Here is a 22,511-nt window from a genome sequence, read left to right as displayed (position 1 = left end):
TGAAGAACTCAACATCGACAAAGACGGCAACCCGATCGTCAACAATCCGAACCTGTAATTAGGGTTGTTCTACCGGGATTCGTTGATCTAATTCCCTAAATCTGAATGCAAAAACTCATAGGTCAGGTAATTTTTGCGCCTGCCTGTGAGTTTTTATTGTTGAAGTTATGCTGATAATTAATCCGGCTCGATTGCTTATCATTGCTGACGTACGGGGCGCATTGAACAGCTAGAACGGTAATACAAGGAAGTCAAGTCGGAGAATCAATTGCTCAAGGAGCCGTTGCAGCCCAATAGCAAGAACTCATCTAAGCCCCCGTTTCAAGATCGAGGCAAAGGCTTTAAGGCAAAAGGCAAGCAGCAGGGGAAAAAGAATCCAGGGAAGCGGGGCACGAGGGACATAAGCGATCGTTGTATTCAATCAGCAATGCCCGAATTCTTACCCTTCAGGAAGGATATTTTTCACAATTAGCAGGCAGTTGCGCTGATCTTCTGTTCGCCAATAAGCCAGCCCATCAGCAATTTTTTCCATCAGCCGTAAACCGCGCCCTCCTTCAGCCTGCTCTGGAACCAAAGGAGCTTTCTGGAGGAAATTCTCCAGGTCAAATTCGGCTCCATAATCCCAGATGCGGATTTCGAGTGTGGTTCTATTGAACGTCACCTCGATTTCGATCGGCGTATCAGCGGGCTTGCTGCAATGGGCATATCGCACAGCATTGGTGAAGGCTTCTGCGAGCGCAATCTGGCACTGAAGCCAAATCGTACGAGGCAGAACCGGGCAAGCAAGCTGCTCAAACCAGGAAAGCACCTGCCCTAGAGAGTTTAGATCAGTTTTAACTTGGGTACGAACTTGCAGGGTATGAAGTTGAGCTAGTAGATTCACGAACGTAGACTCGCAGGTCAAGCATCAGAACTACATTAATGGGCGAAGTTTTGATATCCGTTCACTCTTTAACTTATTGTATTGCAGCTACAGCAGTCCTTTATAAGCTTGTCGGTTGAAATCACCTTCCGCTCGTTAACTCCAGCACCCTCATGTCAATTTGTAATGAAACGTCCTGCAACCATCGACGGTACTCAATAGTTGGCAGGACAACTCAGGATTCCAATGTTATTAGTTGAGGTTACTTTCAGGCCATTTTGTAGAATTAGTCAGCCAGTGTAAGCGTCAGGAATAAGCTCTTCAGAAGTTGCTCGACTTCGCCCACCCTTGGTAATAAGGCGTTTTTACAGGCTGGAGTTTCTTTTGCAGAATTCGGGGAAGGGTGATGAACCAGATTAAAGTTGCTATCAACAAGACAAGCCAGGAAGTAACGTCTGTTTTTGAAGTTGTCGTGTCTTTGCAGAAGGCGTGAAACAGAATGCTGAAGGTAGCCGTGGCTCCAAATAAGTAGAAAACCATAGGTGACAACAGAATAAACTATGGGAGAAAAATTTGAAGAAGGGGAAATCTAATCAGCGAATTTGGACACAGGCGAATTTAAGAGCGAATCGATAAAAAAGGAATGTACCTTAATCAAATCATAGGAATACAAGGAGCGCGTGGCGGCAAATACGGAATTTCAGGATTAAATCCTTTGTTGTCATCTTCTCGAACCTACCGTATTCCTACTGAAGCAATAAGTTGGGAATATGACATTAGTGCACTAGCTCTTTTCGGCTTGTCACTTCAGAAGTTGTCTTGACTCGCCGCAATAGCCGCAATGATTTACTGGCAAACGTGTTGTCCGTCCTTATCGGGTAGATCCTGAGCAAGGTTAACGTTCAATCGCCCAACAAAAACTCCCAGATCAAAGCCTGGGAGTCATCTGTTCATTCAATGAATTCAATTCAAACCTGCCGAGTCAAAAGCCCGATGCGAAGCAGTTTCCCTTCTGGGGTAACGCCCTACTAGTTTGCAGCGACCTTCGACATCTTGGCTTCTACGCCCATCAGACGCTCGTAGGTTGCGCGCATCTTCAAACCTGTCAACACCTGGAATAAGCCTGTGCCGTTGCTCGAGCCAGGATACTCTTTGTGTTGAAGCAGCAGTTCGGTCATCTCGCCGTAGTATTTGGTCGAGGTGTTGCTCAGGTGTCCTTCGATGTAGATCACTTCTTCGAGGCGATCGAGCTGTCCATCGAGTTCTAGTACTGAGACGCTGTGACCGTAGTACTCGTCGGGACCATAGTGCATCTTAATGCCGGGGTAAGAGCAGGTCAGCTTGCGACCGCAGGGAATCCAGTCGATCGTCGAACCTTCGTCAAACAGGTAAACGGGTTCAAAGCCTTCCACGCCATCCTTTTGAATCAGCCGCACCCGCAGCACATTACGCTCGGTGTCATTTGGGATGAGCTGAGTCGGCAGGACTTGAATTACCACATCGGCATACTGCTTTTGGGGGTTAATATATGCCTCGAAATCAGGACGGCGGGAGTTGATGGCAGCTAGCACGTCGTCGTAGGTGTGACCCCGCTCCGCCATGTCACGCTGAATCTTCCAGGCAATCTTCACTTCGTCGTCGATGTCAAGGTAGACGCTGAAGTCGAGCAGGGCACGGACGCGCTCATCGTACATCGGGTGCAAGCCTTCGATCACGACGATCGGGGTAGGCTTGATCAGTTCCGGCGGATCGATCATGCCTGTCTCGTGGTTGTAGATCGGCTTCATGATTTCCTGACCGTTCTTCAGAGCGGCCACCTGCTCCGCCATTAGGTCAAAGTTATTAGCGGCGGGATTCAGTGCGGTGACGCCGTGGTCTTTGCGCTGCTTGCGATCCAGACTGTGGTAATCGTCAAGGCAGATCACGGTAATCAGTTCTTCGCCAAACAAATCTGCCAGGCGACGGAGAAAGGTTGACTTGCCGCAGCCGGAATCTCCGGCAACGCCGATGAGAACCACACGGTCTGGCTTACTGGTCATAGGTTTCCTCTAGGCAACAAGAACGGTTTTCACTCGATAGATTTTGATCTGAACTTTGCGATCTGACCTTTCTGATCCGAATTTTGCTGATCCGAACACAGATTTATAAAGTTAGATCTCGAACGGATGACTCTCTCCGCCTTTTGCACGGCAAGCATCGCTTAAACTATCAAACCATTAAGGTGAACCCAGATCTACTACTAGATCTAATGGGGAACGCTCAAAGTTTGAATTGTCTGGATTCGCGATTTGCTGCATCAGGACAGTGAACCGGAGAGGTGGCTGTACTAAAAGCATAGAGAGAAAGCAATTTCTTCCTTTGCTTCATGCCCAGCAAGTTTACATTCAGCTAGAATCGCCTCAGTTTGGAGATCAAACCAGGCAAGTCCGACTAAGTATTTATACTTCTAATATTGGAATGTTATCAAAATGTGATCCCCGCTTCAAGGGCAATTCAAGATGATTTTTAAGAAGAAGCGATTTGGAGACAAAGCAGGCAAAACTTCAAACTTTCGATAGATTTCCGACCCTTAAGCCATTATCGAACCTGAAATTAGTAGAAATCGTTCGGATAGGACAGTCTGACTCTGCCGAAGCCGGTATGTTAGGGCTGGAGCAGAGTAGGAATTCCTATCCTGCCCGTTTTTGTATCTCAAGTCTGTATCAGAGGACTGCTTGGCAATGTTACGCTAATACCTAATCATTGGCGACTCCTTGGGTTTGTGCCGCATGGAGTTGACTTGTGGTGGCACCAGCGTTGAACGATCTACTGAGCCGACTATTAGGCTGATAGGTCGATCGTGCTGAATAATGAGGGTTAGGAGAATAGTTGATTAGCAATGTACAATCCAAGCGCAGTGGGTGGTGCTTCCAACACGCAGTACGGTAACCGCCTGTTTATTTACGAAGTCGAAGGGCTACGCCAGAACGAAGAAACTGACAAAATGGATTATCCGATTCGGAAGAGCGGCAGTGTGTTTATCACTGTCCCTTATTCGCGGATGAACCAGGAAATGCAGCGGATCACGCGCATGGGTGGCAGAATTGTCAGCATCCGCCCTGTCACCGCTGAAGGTGGAGTTAACGGCAAAGCGTCCTCTGAAGCAGCAAAGACCGAGCCTATAACCGTTCAGTCAGCAGAAGAGAGCAAGCCAATGACTCAGGCACCGTCATCTCAGCCGAAAGCTCAGCCTAAAGAAAGGGCAGCAAAGCCCGATGTTCCCGTGAACATCTATCGTCCGAATAACCCCTATATCGGCAAGTGCATCTCCAACGAGGAACTTGTGGGTGAAGGCGGCATCGGTACCGTTAAGCACATCAAGTTTGATATTTCTGGTGGAGACCTCAAATACATTGAAGGTCAAAGTATCGGCATTATCCCCGAAGGAACCGACGATAGAGGAAAGCCGCACAAGCTGAGACTTTATTCGATCGCCTCAACCCGTCACGGCGACGACGTAGACGACAAGACCGTTTCTCTTTGCGTGCGTCAGCTTGAATACAAGCACCCTGAATCGGGCGAAACCGTGTACGGTGTTTGCTCGACTTTCCTGAAAAATCTGAACCCTGGCGATGATGTGAAGATCACAGGCCCGGTGGGTAAGGAGATGCTGCTGCCCGCTGACCCCGAAGCCAACGTCATTATGATGGCAACCGGAACCGGGATTGCGCCGATGCGGGCATACCTGTGGCGGATGTTTAAGGACAACGAGCGGGCAGTCAACACCGACTACCAGTTTAAGGGATTTGCCTGGCTGATTTTTGGGATTCCTACTACGCCCAACATTCTTTATAAAGAAGAGTTGGACGAACTGCAAGCCAAGTTTCCTGATAACTTCCGCGTTACCTACGCCATCAGTCGCGAGCAGAAGAACTCAGAAGGCGGCAGAATGTACATTCAGCACCGTGTTGGAGAACACGCCGATGAGCTGTGGAACCTGGTGAAGCAGGAAAAAACCCACACTTACATCTGTGGTCTGAAGGGCATGGAAGACGGGATTGATGCTGCTATGGCGGGAGCCTGCGCGAAGGAAGGCATCACTTGGAAAGAGTATCAGCGATCGATCAAAGAACGCTGGCACGTTGAAACCTACTAACCAGAGCTAACTTGTTCTAAATCAAAAGAAAGCCGGGAGACAGCCTTCCGGTTTTTTTAATGAGTAATTGGTCTCTAAAGCTCAGAGTTCAAAATTACGATGTGGAAGCGGGAGTCGATCGCAATTCTCTGCTGTCGCTGCAGCTCGCCTAGCAGGCGTGTGATTGTAACTCGACTGGTACAACAGGCACTGGCAATTTCTTCGTGGGTCAGCCGCAGCTTTAACCGCACTCCGCCTGCAATCGGTTCTCCGATCTCTTGTTTAAGCAGCCGCAGCAAGAGATAGAGTCGTTGGCGAACGCGCCGCTGTCCGGCGATCGAGAGCAGTGATTCCATCTGCTGAAATCGATCGTTGAGCTTGGGCAGAATCAGCCGCGCCAAGTGGGGATAGGTTTTCACTTCTGCGGTCGAGAACTGGAGAAGCTGCACATCGGTCATAGCAGTCGCCTGATAAACGGGCAAAAAGGATGAGCCAGAGCCAAAAGGCATCAGAGACCCAATCAACCCCAGCAGCACCTCTTCGTTTTCTTCAGTCAGGGTATGCAGCTTGACTAGTCCTTCATGCACGAGCCACAGGTTTTGGGGAGTGAGCGGGATCGCTTCGCCTTTGCTATAGCGAAGAATGGGGCGATCGATTGTCAGCTCACGATCGTCCTCGTTCGCAAAGTTCTCTTGCTGGGGAAAAGAAGATTTGATCCAGGCTTCGTTTGCCTCGCGCAAAATCCAGTGCAGGCTGCTCTGTTCTTGCTGGACATGGGCGGCAGCAGAAACGGTCAGTGTTAGGTGGATGGGAGTCAAGCTTTGGGGCTGAAACCAGCATGACCAGGTGTAGGGGCGATTTTCTTGAGCGACACGCAGCATTTCTGTGCGAAATAGCATCCGCTGTTCTGGCGGCACAAAAGTTACCAGCGGTTTCCCGATTAGCATAGACTGGGGCAGGTTGAATAGCCCAGCGGCGATCGGATTTGCCTCCTGGATTTTTCCCTCCAGGGTGGTCGTGAGATACGCTTCAGGAATGTGATTAATTAGATTTTGATAATAGCGATGCTGCACCGATGCGTCCTGCAACATTTGTGCAATGTGGTCGCTTTGTTGGCTCAGTTCCTCGTTTGCAACTTGTAGCTCTTCAGCCGCAATTCCCAGATCCTTCCAGACTGAATCAACAGCTTCTGTTGAAAGAGCCGTAGGTTGGTCAAGATTTGCATAAAGTTTCTCTAAACGGCTATGTAATGCACCGAGTTGTCTTCCGAACGATTCTGAAGAATTCATAAGGTAAATCTCAAATTCGATTTTTAAACGGGAAGAAAACCAGTTCTTTCAACTTACCTTAGCAAGTTTGGATTTGGCATAGAAAAACACCTCTTTGTTCCACTCAAACTTATTAAATAATTTCGCCCTAGCCCTTGCCTGGCAATCGCTCCATGGATTGGTAATTAATTGATTAAGAGCAAATGTATTGTATGTACAGCCGTGCTTTATATAGATCCTTTCTTTAGAGATACGTTCAATTTTAAGATTGAGTATTTTTAGGGTCAGCAGCAGAAGTCAGGCAGAAGATATCCATCACCCTCTACTGAATCAGAAAGACTAGCAATAACGATCGCCCCGTTCAAAGTTAAGTTAAAAGTAATTGCCTAAGCAGATGTTTGAGCATCGTTCGAGCAGGATGTCGCGATTTCCCATGCAGCGCTGATAAAACTGTTCACGAGTAAGCTGGGCGATCGGTGATAAATCCAGGACGGTACTTATCGAGGCATTCCTTAACTGTGTTTCTTGCTTTCAGCGTATCTTAACTGAGCTTTGATCAGGGCGATTTTAGGAAATTCGATCGCTGATTCAATTACAAGCTGATGGCTACAATTTGTAACTTTTAACACCAAGAAAATCTTTGCTTCTTAAGATTGAGAGGCTTTTGATGTACGGTTCAAACGGGTATGACAGAACGCTACAGCCAGCAACAGATTCAAGCATTCACGCAAGCCGTTTTAGAGGACGGGTTTTGCATTCTCCGCAATCACTTCTCGCCAGATACCCTTCAGACATGGCAGGAAGCTTTTACGCCGCTGCTCACAGAACATATCGATCGCGAAGGCAACCTGAAAAATCGAGGGACATCCCGCTACTACGTGACGCTGCCCTTTATGGCTCCGTTTGCCGACCCAGCAATTTATGAAGACGACGATGTTCTGGCGATCGTTGCCGGGTTAGTGGGTGAAGATGCTGTGATGTGTCAGCTTGCAACGGATACGCCGCTTTTGGGGTCAGAGTATCAAGCCATTCACCGGGACGCGCCCCCCCTATTCCCAGAGATTGAGCAATAGACTCCTCCGTTTCAGCTTGCCGTGAATTTTCCGCTTGTAGATGTGACGCCGGAAAATGGACCGTTTGAAGTGGCACGCAGAACGCACCGGGTCACGAAAGAAGAGGGACTTCGTCTACTGGAAGCAGGAGTTGTGCAGCTCGAACCCATTACCCTAAAGATGGGTGATGTCATGATCCGAGATGTGCGTGGACTGCACCGGGGAACGCCCAACCACACTGATACCCCTCGCCCGATGGCAGTGATTGGCTATAGCCGACGCTGGCTATTGCGCCCAGAAGTGTCGATTCAGATTCCCCGTGAGGAGTGGCATAAGCTGTCCGATCGCGCCCGTCATCTGCTGCGGTTTAACCCGGTAGTGGCATCTCTAGAAGACCGATCTGCCGCTGAGGTTTACCAGGCATACGCTTATTAGGGAGTTCACTATTAGGGGGTTCATTCTGCAAGTTCCTCAGTTTAGTTCGATCGCCCCATGAGAAAACTGCTTTGCATCGCATTTCTAATCAGACTGCGATAAGGCTGCCAGATTTGCACGCTCTGACCATTTGCCATGAAAAACTGCCCATTGGGACTAAATTGGAACTGGGCGACTTCATGAATCTGCTTGAGTGGTTGCCCAGTTGCGACTTCCCAGAGCGTTATGCCCTGCTGAGGAATGGGTTCGCTTTGAATCAACGGCAGCAGCAGCGTGCTGGTCGCAAGGACTTTCCCATCTGGACTAAAAGACACCTCTGCCAAATTGTTCGGCATCACGGGATGTCCCGCCGACTGCACTAAATCAAGACTCTGCACTGACTGATAGGTTTGCAGGTTCCAGAGATGGGCTTTCTTGGCGTCCGTGCTGGCAAGCAATGTGCCATCTGGGCTGAAGGCGAGATGCTGAATATCTTCTGTGTGGCTACTCAGCGTTTTCATCCGTGCTCCGGTAGCGGCATTCCAGAGCTTAACAGAGCGATCGCGATCCGCCGTTGCCAAAATTTGTCCATCAGGGCTGAAGGCAATCGGGAGTTCAGGGGGTCGATCGGCTGCCTGAGTAGCTGCCTGAGTAAAGGTGCGAATGAGCTGTCCGGTTTGAGTGTTCCAGAGCTGTAGCGTGTTGCGATGTGTTGCCGTTGCCAGCCGTTGACCGTCCGGGCTGATCAGTACAGTATGAGCAATGCCGTCTGAGGGATTAAGGCGAATCGTGCGGAGGAGTTGACCTGTTTTCAGATTCCAGAGCTTGATTGTCTGGTCGGCACTGGCACTGACAAGCAACTGACCGTCTTTGCTAATGGCGATCGCCCTCACCGCGTATTGGTGTCCGGTAAACGTCCGCACTGCTTCTCCTTTATCTGTTGTCCAGAGGCGCACTGTACCGTTTGAGAGCCCGGCGGCAATCAGGCGACTGTCTGGGGTAAATGCGATCGCATTGGCAACATCTCCCACAATTCGATTGGCTTCAGTTGACGGTTCCTGAGCCTGCCCTGTAAAGGAGAAAAATTCAGTTGCCTGTCCCCGCAGCAGGGTAACAATTCGATTGCCGCGCTGAGCGTTCCAGATTGCCAACGTACTGTTGTTCCGGTTCTGGTTCGGGTTTCCGCCACACGATCGCTCGTAGCTGTAGCTGCTGATCGCTAGAATGGTGCTATCGGGGCTGATTGCCTCTGCCAGTTCATTGACCGGACAAGAATTATTTGGATTACTGTTGGCGTAAAGCGTCCTCAGATCGATCGAATAGGCAAGGCTTGCCTGCTGCCAGGAGCCCGCTCTTGATAAAGGAGATTCCAGGGCGGTGGTAAGCCAGTTGAAGAGGACGGGCAAATAGCGATTAAAGCGTTCCCCTTGAAGATATATCGCATCAATCATGCAGCTTCCACAGCTTTGAGCATTCAGCATGGCATCAATTCGCTCCCAGTCAATGCCTGCCCAGGGTAGATGACCTGCGGGAGCTTCCTCTGAGTAATTTAGCTCTGGTTCTGTGAGCCAGTCGGGTGAGACGAAGTTTTCTGGGTTGGGGGTCGGGCGAGTCCAGCCGACTCGATCGCCAAAGGCTTTAGCAGCCGTGTCGGTATTGTTAGGATGCTGGGATTGGGCTTCCTCCCAGATTCGCCGCTGAACGCTGAACCCAAACTGCCCGTTGCTGGCTTCTATCCAAAGGCGATCGAGGGTTTGCAGAATTTCAGGCGGAATATTGCTGGCAAGCGGTGAACTGAAGACATCTCCGTTGGGATGCACCCACGTCTGGAGGATACGGCGAGTTTCAGCATCCGCAGCCTGCCAGTTTTGAGACCGAAGCTGCGATCGAAGGGTGCTGAAGTCTACTGGAGCAGACTGGGCTAGATAGGAGGGCGGTGGAGTTTGAGCAAGCGTTTGAGCAAGAGAAATCTGTATTGGCGAGGTGCTGAAGCGACCCAGGCTGGAAACCAGAGTTGTGCCAAATAAAAGGAAAGCAAAGAGGAATCGATTCATGAAGCTGTTCTAGAGCTAAACCTGAAGACAAGCTGGAATGGATGCAAGTTGGAATGGATGAATGTATGACTCCTGCTGATCTGACTTCTACATCGCCCCTTAGATTCCCAATACTGGTAGATTCCTAATACCGGGGGACTTTGAAACCTGAACGTCAATTAATTCTTCTCAAAATTGGGCGGCGAGGAGAGCGAATTATTTTCAGTAATACTGGTTTTCAGTAATACCGGAACTTAGACGATCTAAAGGAATTGTTGAGCAGCAGGATAGTTCCAGCTTTGGGGCACAATAGAGGTTTGTTTAGGAGTTAGTTTACCTTCAGCCTGTCTGTCACCTGTAGGAGGATGTGTTTCTGCGTCTACAACACCACACTTTTAAGTCACAACACTTTACAATGGCTTATGTTGCCGTAAATGTGGAAAAGGGTTTCTTAATTTCTTCAGTCACGAAATTCTCCCCGCAGTCGCTAACAAGCAACGGTGTCCCTGGATAACGCTTGCAGGCAATCATCGATCCCAACCCTGATCAACCTAAAATCCTGATCAACGGTTCGTCAAATTTTCAATCTAGAAAACACACGCACACAATGAAAGACCTCACTCGTTACCGCAATATCGGCATCTTCGCTCACGTTGATGCGGGGAAGACGACTACAACTGAAAGAATCCTGAAACTAACTGGCAAAATCCACAAGATCGGTGAGGTTCACGAAGGCGCAGCCACGACGGACTTCATGGAACAGGAGCAGGAGCGGGGGATTACGATTCAATCTGCTGCTACAAGCTGCTTCTGGAACGATCACCAGCTCAACATTATTGACACTCCCGGACACGTAGACTTCACGATCGAGGTTTACCGCTCCCTGAAAGTGCTGGACGGCGGCATCGGCGTATTTTGCGGATCGGGCGGCGTAGAACCCCAGTCTGAAACCAACTGGCGATATGCCAACGAGTCCAAAGTGTCGCGGATTATCTACGTCAACAAGCTCGATCGCACGGGCGCAGATTTCTATCGCGTGGTGAAGCAGGTAGAGCAGATCCTCGGCGCGAAGCCGCTGGTGATGACCCTGCCGATCGGTCGCGAAGACGAGTTCAAAGGCGTGATTGACCTGCTAAACCGCAAAGCCTGGATCTGGGATGAGTCTGGCGACCCCATGAACTACCGGATTGAACCCGTTCCTGCCGATATGGTGGATCAGGTCGAGTCCTACCGCGAACAGCTGATCGAAACCGCCGTTGAGCAAGATGACGATGTGCTGGAGCAGTACCTCGAAGGTAACGAGCCGGACATCGATACACTGAAGCAGTGCATCCGCACGGGCACGATCAAGATGGCGTTCTTCCCAACCTTCTGCGGTTCGTCCTTTAAGAACAAGGGCGTACAGCTCGTGCTGGATGGTGTGGTAGACTACCTGCCCAACCCGACTGAAGTCAATCCCCAGCCGGAAATGGATCTGGAAGGCAACGAAACGGGTACATTTGCGACTGTTGATGCCACGAAGCCGCTACGCGCACTGGCGTTCAAGATCATGGACGATCGCTACGGCGCACTCACCTTTACCCGCCTTTATTCCGGTACGCTGTCGAAGGGCGATACGATCCTCAACACGGCAACGGGCAAAACCGAGCGGGTCAGCCGTTTGGTGGAAATGCACGCAAACTCCCGTGAAGAGATCGATTCGGCACAGGCAGGCGATATTGTGGCGATCGTGGGCATGAAGAATGTCCAGACCGGACACACGCTTTGCGATCCGAAGAACCCGGCAACCCTGGAACCAATGGTCTTCCCGGAACCCGTGATCTCGATCGCTGTTAAGCCGAAAGCGAAGGGCGGTGAAGAGAAGATGGTCGCAGCTCTGACCAAGATGGTGCAGGAAGACCCCTCGTTCCACATGATGACCGACGAGGAAAGCGGCGAAACGATTCTGAAGGGCATGGGCGAACTTCACCTGGACATTAAGGTGGACATCCTCAAGCGCACCTATGGCGTGGAAGTCGAAGTGGGCAAGCCTCAAGTGGCTTACCGCGAATCGATTACCCGTCGCACCGAAGATACCTACACCCACAAAAAGCAGTCGGGTGGTTCGGGTCAATACGCGAAGATTACTTATGCGATCGAACCCGGCGAGCCTACTACGGGCTTTGTGTTTGAGTCAAAAGTGACGGGCGGCAGCGTTCCCCGTGAATTCTGGCCCGCTGTGCAAAAGGGCTTCGAGAGCAGCATCGACAGAGGTGTGCTGGCAGGCTTCCCCTGCATGGATCTGAAGTTCACCCTGATTGAAGGCGGCTTCCACCCGGTTGACTCTTCGGCGATCGCGTTTGAGATTGCGGCAAAAGCAGCTTATCGTCAGACGATGCCGAAAGCAGGTCCGCAGTTGCTAGAGCCGATCATGAATGTAGATGTGTTCACGCCAGATAACTACATGGGTGATGTGATTGGTGACCTCAACCGTCGTCGCGGCATGATGAAGTCTCAGGAAACGGGTGTTACCGGAGCGCGGATTAAGGCAGATGTACCGCTGAGCGAAATGTTTGGCTACATCGGCGACCTGCGTACCATGACTTCCGGCCGGGGACAGTTCTCAATGTCGTTCTCGCACTACGCGCCCTGCCCGAATAACATTGCTGAAGCTGTGATCAAGGAAGCGAAAGAGCGTCAAGCTGCTTAATCGCTTGAATTACTTCTCCGATCGCTAATCAGCATGAATTAAATTAGCGAAAGCATTCCCGGTTGTCATCAGGCGATCGGGAATTTTTTTAAGGAGTTGGGATACGAAGAACCGTCCCTATTAAAGTCTGCTGTGTAGACACCAGTTGATTCCGTCTGAGCAGAAATAGGGAAATAGAGGGCACCCAGTGAAGTGATACCCAGTGAAGTGATTAAATTAGTGGAAATTGTTTAGAGGCTGAAATTCTGCTCAAAATCCGATCGACTAGTGGGCTGATTGATCACGAGTCCTTCGCCGCCCAGCACTTCGAGCGGCTTCCCTTCTACTGAAAGCCAGACTTTCGCATTGGGATCGATCGCCGTTGCGGTGTAAATTACCTGTCCCAGTCTGCCTTGCATCGAGGTGCTGCCGCCGCCTGATGTAAATTCCTGAGAAAGGTTAACGTGAATGCCATCCTGCTTAGCTTCTAATCCAAGGAGGCGCGTGTTTTGGGGAATAGTAGACGTGAGAGCGGCATCGGGTGAGCCTTTCAACATGGTTTCAAAGGCAGCTTTGAGCGTAGCATCGGGCTGTCCAGTCGTAGGAACAGTGACCGGAGCGGGAGCCAGTTCAATTCGATCGCTGTTCGTTTTCAGCCAGTAAATCTGAACGGTTTGCTGTGCGGGAGCGGTTTGCGGAGAAGGAGAAACGGCGGTTGAGCTCGGGGCGTTTGCTTCTGGGGCGGCTGAGCGCCCATTCCACCAGGCAACACCACCGCCAATGGCTAAACCGATCGCTGCTAAGCCAGCAATGATGACGACCGGGGCACGGCGAGGCGTGGAAGTTCTCGGAGTTGAGGATTGATGGTCTTGCATTACAGGATTCCTCCTGAAAGTTCAGGTGTGGGGTAAGCCACATTCAGGATAACTACGGATTTGATTCCTGGTATTTCGGAAATTAGCGATCGGAAAAATCGAAGCCGGGCTGAAGCTGGACAAAGGCAGCGAGCGTGAGGCGATCGTCTTGGATCTGAAGGTCGAGGATGCGGGCAAAAATGCCGGAGCCCTGCAAGTTGCCTAGGTCGAGCTGCTGACTGATACCGCCCAAAAGCAGGTTCACCAGTTCCGGCGGCACGGCTTCATTGTTGATGCGAATTTCTGGATTGACCAGGCTAAGCTGTTTTCCTGCCAGAATTTGCAGCCCTGTTTCTCCTGTAATTTCAATCCGATTGTTCTGCGGTGGGGTTTGCGCCGTTTTTTCGGCTGGCTGCTCTACTAAACTCACCTGAAACCGCACACGAGTTTCCGCTTCTGGAGAATTACCTGCGATAAACTGCACCTGCGGCTCCACAAAGTCGTATCGCTGAAGCTGCTGTGCTGTGCCGCCCAAAAAATTCAGGCTAAGGTCGCGCAGGGCATCTGTTACGGGTTCCGAGCGCAGCGCAAAATTCAAATCCTCCCGTGTCAGGACAAGCCGCACCCCTGCCTGAATTGGCTGCTTGAGATCGTTTGCGTCGCTCAGATTTAAGGCGATCGGATCGGTTTCGACTTCCAGCGTATCGATGCGAACATCAGCGATCGGAAAAACGCCTCGTCCTGCAATTTGTACCCGATCGGCTCTGCCCTGAAGTAGGCGGTAATTCGGCGTGCTGTCGATCCGAACGGCTAAATCCTCAATGTGGTCAAACTGCTGCCGAATGGCATTTGCAGCGAGGCGATCGGCGACAAACCCAGCCGGAGACAAAACGCCCAGCACCGCAGCCAGCAGAACAGTCAGAAATTCCATATACGCTCATAAATCAACGATTACACTATGTCATAAGTTAAGGGGTTTCAATCAGAGCTATCCATGAGTTTTGTTTCTTCCCGATCGCTGCATTGAAGCATTTACAAAGGGGAGACAACATTATGGAATTCTAAAAAATCTGATGAGAAGCATTTGATAGATCCAGGAATTGTGTTCTGAAATCTTTTTGATAGCAAATTGATAGCAAACGAAAAGGATATTGCCTCCATTACGTTAAGCACTTGTTTCAAAAATTATTGTGATAAATCTGGTTCGGGACACAAAATTCTATCGATAATTATTGTGATGAATCTAGTTCGTGACACATGATTCTATCGATCGACGACAGCGGATCGCAACTGTAAGCCGAAAAAGTACCCGTGTGGGTAAGGTTAAAAGCCAATGCCCCACCCAGAATGAAACTACAGTGACTCCCTAATAACTTAGGAGGCGTTTATGCAGACGATCGTTAAGCAATCTTTCCAGGATGTTCCAATGTTCGAGGACTCGCTCTACCGGAGCTTTATGCCTATGGTAGATGCAGTTCGAGCTGAAGAAAACGATTTTAGTAAGCTATTTCCTTGCCTGCCCTCCTTTGCAGAAGGACAGAATCGGCAAGATGTGCTGCAACGCCTCCGTATCTTGGGAAAGAAGGGCGGACTGATGGATGCACAAGATCCGCTCGTTACAATCACGAACCCACTGGATGGCAATCCAACACGTAATCCAGATAATAAAAACCCAGAGATGACGGTTGGTTTCACCTTCTTGGGGCAATTCCTGGATCATGACATTACCTTTGATCCGCTGCCGCTGACCTCGACCGTGACCAACAGTAAAAACCTGCGATCGCCATTTTTTGATCTGGATAGTGTATATGGACGAGGTCCAGATATAGACAGCATCTTGTACGATCGCTCTCCAGAATTGCAGCGTCCTGCCCCAACCAAGTTCTTGATTGACATGGAAGCTGCGCGTGACCTACCGCGAACTAGCCAGCAACGTGCAATTATTGCTGACCCCCGCAACGATGAAAATGTCATCATTTCTCAGCTCCATCTGGCATTCCTTAAGTTTCATAACCAGGTGATTGATTATGTAGTGGAGCAGAACCCTGCGAATTCCGATCCCAAGCGGATGTTTGAGGAAGCCCGTCGTCTGGTTCGCTGGCACTACCAGTACATCATCGTCAATCAATTTCTGAAGGCGACTCTTGATCCAGTTGTTTATGAGCAAGTCAAGAAGAACGGTCCAACCATCTTCCAGCCTTCTGCCAAACCTAAAATGCCGCGCGAGTTCCAGATTAGCGTCTATCGATTTGGACACAGCCAGATTCGACCAGGCTATAAACCCAACCAAGGGTTCGGTGCCCCCATTTTCGACCCTGTGATCGATCCCCAAGATGGTGATCCGAATGATCTGCGCGGCGGTCGGCGGGCACCAAGACGATTTGTAGAGTGGGACATCTTCTTTGACTTTGGTGTTCAAGAAGTTGCGGTGAGAAATGGTCAAGCTGTAGTGCAGCCCAGAGTGAAGCCGAACAAGCGCATTGATCCGTTTATCTCTTCGCCAATGTTCGATCTGCCTGTGGGTCCAGGTTTGCCTGATCCGGTGGAAGATGTGAGAACGCTTGCAGGTCGCAATCTAGAACGTCATCTGCAACATGGGATTCCATCAGGGCAGGCGATCGCTCAGCAACTGGGGTATACCCCGCTCACGCCAGAAGAACTAGCAGAATTGAGACACCTCAACTTCCATAGAAGTACGCCACTGTGGTACTACATCCTGAAAGAGGCACTGGTTCAACAGGGCGGACAAAGGCTTGGTCAGGTGGGAAGCCGGATCATTGCCGAGGTCTTCTTCGGACTTCTGCTGAGTGACTCGAGCTCCTATTGGAGCCAGAAGCCAACCTGGACTCCTACCCTACCGCGCCGAAATGGAAGGACAGACGGAAACTTTACGATGGTGGATCTCCTCACCTTTGCAAGAGTGGCTTAAGTCGCTTAAGTTCTCTTACGCTCAACTTGCCCATGAATGCGTCCTACTTTCGCAGCCAGTCTCGCAGGAAGTCAGGGCGCATTAATTGCGGTCAACTTCTTCCAGGTTGTGCTGCAAAAACTAGACCTCCTGTATGAATCAGGAGGGATGTGCCAGTTCATAGTTGAGCAGCCCCGTAATCAGGTTTAAACGCAAGCTGAATCGTCTTCTTCAGATGCGGTCGACGGCAGTAGAGACTATCAAAGGACTCACAAAAGGTTTGATGGCAAGTAGGGCAGCGATCGCATTGAGGACCATTGGGCATCTTGCCATCCGTATAGGCTTTGCAATGAGCCTACAGATGACGTTGTATCCCCTGATGCCTAATTAATGAGCCTCTCTACTCTATCAATCCCGTATCAGATTGACACATTACCGAAACAATCACTCGCAGTTTGATTAATTCATCACACCTAAAAATTAACAAAATCGCATTATTTCTGAGGATGATAAAGTTTTAGCCACACAATAGGGTTATTGATGATTAATGTAGGGTATTCAGTATGGAACAATCCTCGTCTCAACCCTTTATTTTAATTTTAGAAGAAAATCCAGAGCAGGCTGTTCTGATTCAAAACGTCTTCCGCGAAGGTGCAGTTACCTCTCGAGTCAAAGCGATCGCAGAAAGTACAGAAGCCCTTAATTTTATCCATCGCCGTGGAGAATATACCCAGGCTCAGCGTCCAGATTTAATTTTGCTCAACCTTCGTTTGAAAGGATGCGGTCGAAAAGTTCTGGAGGAATTAAAATCTAATGCAGACCTAAGACGAATTCCAGTGATCATTTTGACAGACTCCGATGATGAGGAAGACATCTTCAGAAGCTATCTGCTGCAAGGAAATAGCTATGTCATCAATCCCCGAAATGGCGATCAGCTTCACCAAGTCGTCCAGCGGATTAAGGAGTTTTGGTTGGGAATTGTTACTTTACCGTTAGAGTAGAACGCTATCCCTGTTAAAACTTTTCTTGAAAGCTTCTAATTTTTATTAACTTAAAAGCTGTTTTTTAATTGCTCTAGCCTAAGAAAATTTGGTTTGTTTTAATCAAAACAGTCTTTTGTTTTATTTAACAATTCTGACTCAAACTCTACGGCTTTTACGTTATGCTGCTAACGTAGAGCAAAAATAAAGATAGTAGTTCTATCTTTTGACTGATTTGTTTGCATTGTTTTCCGTATCCCTTCAGGAAACGTAATACAGCCTTTTCAGGCGATTGAAGTACAAAAAATGGGGTGCAGGGGCAGAACCTGTACGGCGAGAAAGCCCCCACACGCCCCGTACCTTACATGAGTGAAAAACGCTGTAAAAGCTGAACGAGTGAAGTGAGTTTCGTCAGCCTTTTGTTCATTTTTTAGACGAAGCTGCTGGGATATTGTCGCCTCAACGATTGCTGTTTATAAGGGTGTGCGCTTTGCACAGCTAAGGAACTATCATGACCAATCTTAATTTGGAAACGCAACTCATTAATCTCACCAGTTTAAAACAGCCCGCGATTCATAGTTTGACCGGGGTTCAGCCACATGGCATTTTGCTGATTCTGGAAGAGCCTACGCTGACTGTTTTGCAGGCAAGTACCAATACAACGGCATTGCTGCAACGCTCGCCTGCCTCGCTGCTAGGTAAAACACTGGATGAGATTTTTGATTCGTTTCAGGTCGACCGCTTCCGAGCTGGGTTAGCTGAAGAAAATCTAGATTTTGTGAATCCCACCCGCGTCTGGATGCGGCGCAACGGCGATGATTATGGTGTGTTTGATGCGGTTTTCCATCGCAGTGCAGATGGTTTTCTGGTGCTAGAGCTGGAGCCAGCATTTACGCAGCAGAACATTCCGTTTCTGAGTTTTTATCATCTGGCAAAGGCATCGATTAATCAGCTTGAAGCCACCTCAAATCTACAGGACTTCTGTCAGGTGATTGTGCGGGAAGTGCGTAACGTGACTGGCTTCGATCGCGTCATGCTCTACAAATTTGACGCGGATGGACATGGTGAAGTCGTTGCCGAAGAGAAAGTAGACGAGATGGAACCTTATCTCGGTCTCCATTTTCCTGAATCGGATATTCCCGTTCCGGCTCGCAAAATGTTTTTGTCAAACTGGATTCGCGTCATTCCCGATGCTCATGCCGAACTGGCTTCGCTCTATCCAGACAATAATCCAATTACGCAGCAGCCCACCAATCTCACACTGTCCATTCTGCGAAGTCCTTACCAGTGCCATATTGAGTATCTACACCATATGGGCGTGAGTGCATCGCTGACCATCTCGCTGATGAAAGACGACAAACTTTGGGGATTAATTGCCTGCCACCATCGATCGCCCAAATATGTTTCCTATGAGCTGCGAAAAGCCTGCGAATTTTTGGGGCGGGTCATTTTTGCAGAGATTTCCACCCGTGAGGAAACGGCAGATTATCACTATCGGATGCACCTGGCGCACGTACAATCTGTCCTGATCGAATCGATGTCTGAAGCCAACAGTTTTGTAGATGGCTTGATGCAGCCCGAACCAAACTTGCTTGACCTGACAGACGCAAAAGGAGCGGCAATTTGTTTTGGCGGACGCTGGACCACGATCGGGCAAACCCCTTCCGAGGAAGAGCTGAATTATCTCGTTCAATGGCTTGCGAAAAATGTGGATGAAGAAGTGTTCTACACCAGTTCGCTGCCTTTAATCTACTCGGATGCCGAGCGGTTTAAGCACGTGGCAAGCGGACTGCTGGCAATTCCCATCTCGAAGCGGAGCTATGTGCTGTGGTTCCGTCCAGAGGTAATTCAAACAGTGAATTGGGGCGGTGATCCCAATCATGCCTACGAGCTGCAAGAATCGGGCGATCGGCAGTGGCTTTGTCCTCGTAAGTCGTTTGAACTCTGGAAGGAAACCGTTCGCCTCAACTCGCTGCCCTGGAAACCAGTGGAGATTCAAGCGACCCTGGAACTGCGGAAAGCGATCGTCAATATTGTGCTGCGGCAGGCGGAAGAACTGGCACTTCTGGCACAGGATTTAGAGCGATCGAACGCGGAGCTCAAGAAATTTGCTTATGTCGCGTCTCACGACTTGCAGGAGCCGTTGAACCAGGTCGCGAACTATGTGCAGTTACTTGAGATGCGCTATCACGACCAGCTTGACCAAGATGCCAGCGAGTTTATCGAATTTGCGGTGGAAGGCGTGAGCTTGATGCAAACCCTGATCGACGATGTATTGGCTTACTCAAAGGTCGATCTCAAGGGAATTGAATGGCAATTAACCAATTCTGAAACTGCCCTCAACCATGCGCTGAGCAATCTACGCGGACGGATTGCTGAAACCGAAGCGATCGTGACTCATGACTTAATGCCGCAAATTGTGGCAGACGGAACGCAATTGATGCAGATCTTCCAGAACCTGATTGCGAACGCGATTAAGTTCAGAAGCAGTGAAGCACCGCGAATTCATGTGGGCGTAGAGCGTCGGGAAGAGGCGTGGCTCTTTTCAGTGCGCGATAACGGAATTGGAATTGACCCGAAATTTAGCGATCGCATCTTTGTCATTTTTCAGCGACTGCACACACGCGATGAATATCCCGGTTCAGGCATGGGGCTAGCAATTTGCAAAAAGATTGCTGAATGCCATCGCGGAACGATTTGGGTTGAGTCTGAACTGGGTCAGGGGGCAACCTTCTATTTCACCATTCCGGTAGGAGAGCGGGATCACAGCCATGCGATCGGACAGAAGAAAAACTATCTTCCTCGTCGAGGATAATCGAGGCGATATCCGGCTCATTCAGGAAGCCCTGAAAAGCACGGGGGTAGACTGTGATGTTGTCGTCGCACGGGATGGTGTGGAAGCCATGGAATACCTTCAGCAGGATCAGGTAATTCATCCCGATCTGATTCTGCTGGATCTCAATCTGCCCAAAAAAGATGGGCGGGAAGTGCTGGCGGAAATCAAAGCGAACCCCTCCCTGAAACACATTCCCGTCGTTGTTCTCACAACATCGCGCAACGAAGAGGACATTACCAAAAGCTACGATCTGCACGTCAATTGCTATATTGCAAAATCGCGCAATCTCAATCAGCTCTTCAAAATTATTCGGGGGATCGAGGAATTTTGGTTAGAAACAGCGACACTGCCCCTCACGCTTTGATGCGTGGCTCTGCTTCATCTATCAAAGTGCTGCTGGTAGAGGACAATGCAGCGGAGTTGCGCTTGCTTCAGGAGATTCTAAAAAACACCGTAGTCAATCAGTTTTATCTTGCCTCTGCAAAGCGAATCAGTGAAGCGATCGCCTGTTTGCGAGCCGAACACTTCGACGTTATTTTGCTTGATCTCACGCTTCCCGACAGTACCGGGCTGGAGTCGCTCGACACCCTTATCGGGGAATCTTCCAACCTGCCGATCGTCGTGCTGACCAATACCAATAACGATGAACTGGCAATCCAGGCAGTTCGACAGGGCGCACAGGACTATCTGGTGAAGCGGCAGATCAATCCCGATATCCTGATCCGATCGATTCGGTACGCGATCGAGCGCAAACAGGCTTCAGTTGCCCTCCACGAAGCCAACGAAATTTTAGAAGAGCGCATTCAGGAACGCACGATCGAACTTGAAACGGCAAACCAGCGACTTCAGCAGGAAATCGCTCGCGCTCAGAAAATTCAGGAACGGCTGGAACTTGCGCAGAAAGCGGGAAAAGCAGGGACGTTCGAGTGGAATATTCAAACCAATACGGTTTCATGGACACCGGAAGTTGAAGCGTTATATGGTTTAGCCCCAGGTAGCTTCGATGGGCATTACGACGACTGGATGCAAACCCTGCACCCAGACGATCGGAGCCGAATTGAGCAGGAACTTCAGCAGGCGATCGAGAACCGACATGGGCTGGATACTGAGTTTCGGATTCTACACGTCAGCGGCAGCACCCCCTGGATTGCGGTGAAAAGCAGCCTCTTTTATGAAGGCGATCAGCCCGTTCGGATGCTCGGTATTCATATCGATATCACCGAGAAGAAACAGCTTGAGACACAGTTTTTACGAGCGCAACGGCTCGAAAGCCTGGGAACGCTTGCCGGGGGAATTGCACATGACCTGAACAATATTCTCACGCCAATTCTCGTCGTGATGCAGCTATTACCGCTGAAAATAGCAGACCTCAGCGATCACAATCATGATTTAATCAAGACTGCTGAAGCCAGTGCCCGTCGTGGAGCCGATTTAGTCAAACAGATTCTCACCTTTGCACGAGGAGTCGAAGGGCGGCGCGTTTGCATCCAGCTTAACGATTTGCTGCTCGAAATTAAGCAGATCATCGAGCCAACATTGCCCAAGGCGATCGACATCAAAACTGCCATTGCTCCCGATCTCTCGATGGTTTCCGGCGATCCAACCCACCTGCATCAGGTGCTCATGAATCTCTGTGTGAATGCTCGCGATGCCATGCCCCAAGGGGGTACGTTAACGCTCAACGCAGAAAACGTGACGATCGATGAACAGTACGCCCGAATGCACCCAGACGCTGCGGCGGGTTCCTATGTAGTTATGACCATTACAGACACAGGAATCGGGATTGCGCCAGAGCATTTGCATCGCATTTTTGATCCATTCTTTACCACCAAAGCAGTGGGCAAAGGAACGGGTTTAGGGCTCTCAGCGCTGCTCGGCATTGTTAAAAGTCACGGCGGATTTGTAGATGTCCAAAGCAAAGTGAACAAAGGCAGCCAGTTTAAAGTCTTTTTGCCTGCTAGCCGAACGATCGCCCCCTGCGTCGATAAGGAGCTGGAGTTGCGATCGGGTGATCAACAGCTCATTTTAATTGTGGACGATGAAGTCGCAATTCGTGAAACGATGCAGGAAACGCTGCTGGCTCAGGATTATCAAGTTCTGACCGCCTACGATGGCATCGGGGCGATCGCGCTGCTGGCTCAACATGAAGAAAGCATTCGCTGTGTCGTGATGGATTTAATGATGCCAACGCTGGATGGTTTTACAGCCTTGCCGCTGTTACGTCGATTTAATCCTGATCTGTGTGCGATCGCAATGAGCGGCGTGACTTCAACCGATATCACTGCGAGAGCGGAACAGGTGGGATTTCAAGGATTCCTGCAAAAGCCCTTTACGCGGAAAGATTTACTGCAAACGATTGGCTCTCACCTCAAGGCGATCGATCGGGTTTAAGCAATCCGGCAAGCGTAAGCTTAATTGGTGCAGAAAAGATGTCGAGCCTGGGGCAGTGGGCTGCAGGGACAGGCGGGGCAACTCAATCAAGTCTTTGGGTATTTGATCCGTTCTTGACCACAATATCTGCT

At 49.8% G+C, this 22,511-nt stretch carries 16 protein-coding genes; 10 read left to right on the top strand and 6 right to left on the bottom strand.

Annotation, left to right across the window (positions count from 1 at the left end; all coding sequences use genetic code 11):
* Window positions 1-439: 439 nt before the first annotated feature.
* Window positions 440-883, bottom strand: a complete 444-nt coding sequence (locus H6F80_RS22305) for an ATP-binding protein (RefSeq protein ID WP_190793728.1) — start codon at window positions 881-883, stop codon at window positions 440-442.
* Between the two features lie 1,007 nt (window positions 884-1,890).
* Complete coding sequence (locus tag H6F80_RS22300) at window positions 1,891-2,901, bottom strand: phosphoribulokinase (protein ID WP_190793727.1); 1,011 nt, start codon at window positions 2,899-2,901, stop codon at window positions 1,891-1,893.
* Between the two features lie 839 nt (window positions 2,902-3,740).
* Between H6F80_RS22300 and cpcD/petH the strand changes: the two genes are divergently transcribed.
* Window positions 3,741-4,997 carry a bifunctional rod-capping linker CpcD/ferredoxin--NADP reductase PetH gene (gene cpcD/petH, locus H6F80_RS22295; RefSeq protein ID WP_190793726.1) on the top strand — a complete coding sequence of 419 codons (1,257 nt, stop codon included), beginning with the start codon at window positions 3,741-3,743 and terminating at the stop codon, window positions 4,995-4,997.
* A 74-nt stretch (window positions 4,998-5,071) separates the two neighbouring features.
* On the opposite strand, the gene H6F80_RS22290 is transcribed toward cpcD/petH, so the two are convergent.
* A complete protein-coding gene (locus H6F80_RS22290; protein ID WP_190793725.1) occupies window positions 5,072-6,265 on the bottom strand; it encodes a helix-turn-helix domain-containing protein in 1,194 nt (397 codons plus the stop codon).
* 665 nt (window positions 6,266-6,930) lie between these two features.
* On the opposite strand from H6F80_RS22290, the gene H6F80_RS29265 reads away from it, so the two are divergent.
* Both H6F80_RS29265 and H6F80_RS29260 read left to right on the top strand, forming a co-directional pair.
* Window positions 6,931-7,317, top strand: a complete 387-nt coding sequence (locus tag H6F80_RS29265; protein WP_199296745.1) for a phytanoyl-CoA dioxygenase family protein — start codon at window positions 6,931-6,933, stop codon at window positions 7,315-7,317.
* A 21-nt stretch (window positions 7,318-7,338) separates the two neighbouring features.
* Entirely contained in the window at window positions 7,339-7,731 is a 393-nt protein-coding gene (locus H6F80_RS29260; RefSeq protein WP_347277912.1) for a phytanoyl-CoA dioxygenase family protein, read from the top strand.
* Between the two features lie 41 nt (window positions 7,732-7,772).
* Here H6F80_RS29260 and H6F80_RS22280 read toward each other — a convergent pair whose 3' ends face one another.
* Window positions 7,773-9,764 (bottom strand): GUN4 domain-containing protein, encoded by a 1,992-nt coding sequence (locus tag H6F80_RS22280; protein ID WP_190793724.1) that lies wholly within the window; start codon window positions 9,762-9,764, stop codon window positions 7,773-7,775.
* 586 nt (window positions 9,765-10,350) lie between these two features.
* Here H6F80_RS22280 and fusA point away from each other — a divergent pair.
* Entirely contained in the window at window positions 10,351-12,432 is a 2,082-nt protein-coding gene (gene fusA, locus H6F80_RS22275) for an elongation factor G (protein WP_190793723.1), read from the top strand.
* 230 nt (window positions 12,433-12,662) lie between these two features.
* Here fusA and H6F80_RS22270 read toward each other — a convergent pair whose 3' ends face one another.
* Window positions 12,663-13,286, bottom strand: a complete 624-nt coding sequence (locus H6F80_RS22270; RefSeq protein ID WP_190793722.1) for a GerMN domain-containing protein — start codon at window positions 13,284-13,286, stop codon at window positions 12,663-12,665.
* Between the two features lie 82 nt (window positions 13,287-13,368).
* Entirely contained in the window at window positions 13,369-14,196 is an 828-nt protein-coding gene (locus tag H6F80_RS22265; protein ID WP_190793721.1) for an LmeA family phospholipid-binding protein, read from the bottom strand.
* Between the two features lie 456 nt (window positions 14,197-14,652).
* Between H6F80_RS22265 and H6F80_RS22260 the strand changes: the two genes are divergently transcribed.
* From H6F80_RS22260 to H6F80_RS22235, 6 genes are all read left to right on the top strand, one after another.
* On the top strand, window positions 14,653-16,194 hold the full coding sequence (locus tag H6F80_RS22260; RefSeq protein WP_190793720.1) for a peroxidase family protein: 1,542 nt from the start codon (window positions 14,653-14,655) through the stop codon (window positions 16,192-16,194).
* Window positions 16,195-16,230: 36 nt separating this feature from the next.
* On the top strand, window positions 16,231-16,383 hold the full coding sequence (locus H6F80_RS22255) for a hypothetical protein (protein ID WP_190793719.1): 153 nt from the start codon (window positions 16,231-16,233) through the stop codon (window positions 16,381-16,383).
* Between the two features lie 353 nt (window positions 16,384-16,736).
* Entirely contained in the window at window positions 16,737-17,174 is a 438-nt protein-coding gene (locus H6F80_RS22250; protein ID WP_190793718.1) for a response regulator, read from the top strand.
* 490 nt (window positions 17,175-17,664) lie between these two features.
* The gene (locus H6F80_RS22245; RefSeq protein WP_190793717.1) at window positions 17,665-19,968 is read left to right on the top strand and encodes a sensor histidine kinase; all 2,304 of its coding nucleotides are present in this window, start codon (window positions 17,665-17,667) and stop codon (window positions 19,966-19,968) included.
* Window positions 19,925-20,353 (top strand): response regulator, encoded by a 429-nt coding sequence (locus tag H6F80_RS22240; RefSeq protein WP_190793716.1) that lies wholly within the window; start codon window positions 19,925-19,927, stop codon window positions 20,351-20,353. The genes H6F80_RS22245 and H6F80_RS22240 overlap by 44 nt, the downstream gene beginning before the upstream one ends.
* Complete coding sequence (locus H6F80_RS22235; protein ID WP_242067512.1) at window positions 20,317-22,380, top strand: hybrid sensor histidine kinase/response regulator; 2,064 nt, start codon at window positions 20,317-20,319, stop codon at window positions 22,378-22,380. Before H6F80_RS22240 ends, H6F80_RS22235 begins: the two co-directional genes overlap by 37 nt.
* Window positions 22,381-22,511 lie beyond the last annotated feature (131 nt).

It is taken from the genome of Leptolyngbya sp. FACHB-711, from assembly GCF_014695615.1.
Classification (GTDB): domain Bacteria; phylum Cyanobacteriota; class Cyanobacteriia; order Elainellales; family Elainellaceae; genus Leptolyngbya_A.
This window is presented reverse-complemented; position numbering and strand designations above follow the sequence as displayed.

Excerpts from the sequence above, each read along its gene's own strand:
- H6F80_RS22300 (WP_190793727.1), bottom strand. The coding sequence starts at position 2,901 with ATGACCAGTAAGCCAGACCGTGTGGTTCTCATCGGCGTTGCCGGAGAT.
- cpcD/petH (WP_190793726.1), top strand. The coding sequence starts at position 3,741 with ATGTACAATCCAAGCGCAGTGGGTGGTGCTTCCAACACGCAGTACGGT.
- H6F80_RS22290 (WP_190793725.1), bottom strand. The coding sequence starts at position 6,265 with ATGAATTCTTCAGAATCGTTCGGAAGACAACTCGGTGCATTACATAGC.
- H6F80_RS29265 (WP_199296745.1), top strand. The coding sequence starts at position 6,931 with ATGACAGAACGCTACAGCCAGCAACAGATTCAAGCATTCACGCAAGCC.
- H6F80_RS22280 (WP_190793724.1), bottom strand. The coding sequence starts at position 9,764 with ATGAATCGATTCCTCTTTGCTTTCCTTTTATTTGGCACAACTCTGGTT.
- fusA (WP_190793723.1), top strand. The coding sequence starts at position 10,351 with ATGAAAGACCTCACTCGTTACCGCAATATCGGCATCTTCGCTCACGTT.
- H6F80_RS22270 (WP_190793722.1), bottom strand. The coding sequence starts at position 13,286 with ATGCAAGACCATCAATCCTCAACTCCGAGAACTTCCACGCCTCGCCGT.
- H6F80_RS22265 (WP_190793721.1), bottom strand. The coding sequence starts at position 14,196 with ATGGAATTTCTGACTGTTCTGCTGGCTGCGGTGCTGGGCGTTTTGTCT.
- H6F80_RS22260 (WP_190793720.1), top strand. The coding sequence starts at position 14,653 with ATGCAGACGATCGTTAAGCAATCTTTCCAGGATGTTCCAATGTTCGAG.
- H6F80_RS22255 (WP_190793719.1), top strand. The coding sequence starts at position 16,231 with ATGCGTCCTACTTTCGCAGCCAGTCTCGCAGGAAGTCAGGGCGCATTA.
- H6F80_RS22250 (WP_190793718.1), top strand. The coding sequence starts at position 16,737 with ATGGAACAATCCTCGTCTCAACCCTTTATTTTAATTTTAGAAGAAAAT.
- H6F80_RS22245 (WP_190793717.1), top strand. The coding sequence starts at position 17,665 with ATGACCAATCTTAATTTGGAAACGCAACTCATTAATCTCACCAGTTTA.
- H6F80_RS22240 (WP_190793716.1), top strand. The coding sequence starts at position 19,925 with ATGCGATCGGACAGAAGAAAAACTATCTTCCTCGTCGAGGATAATCGA.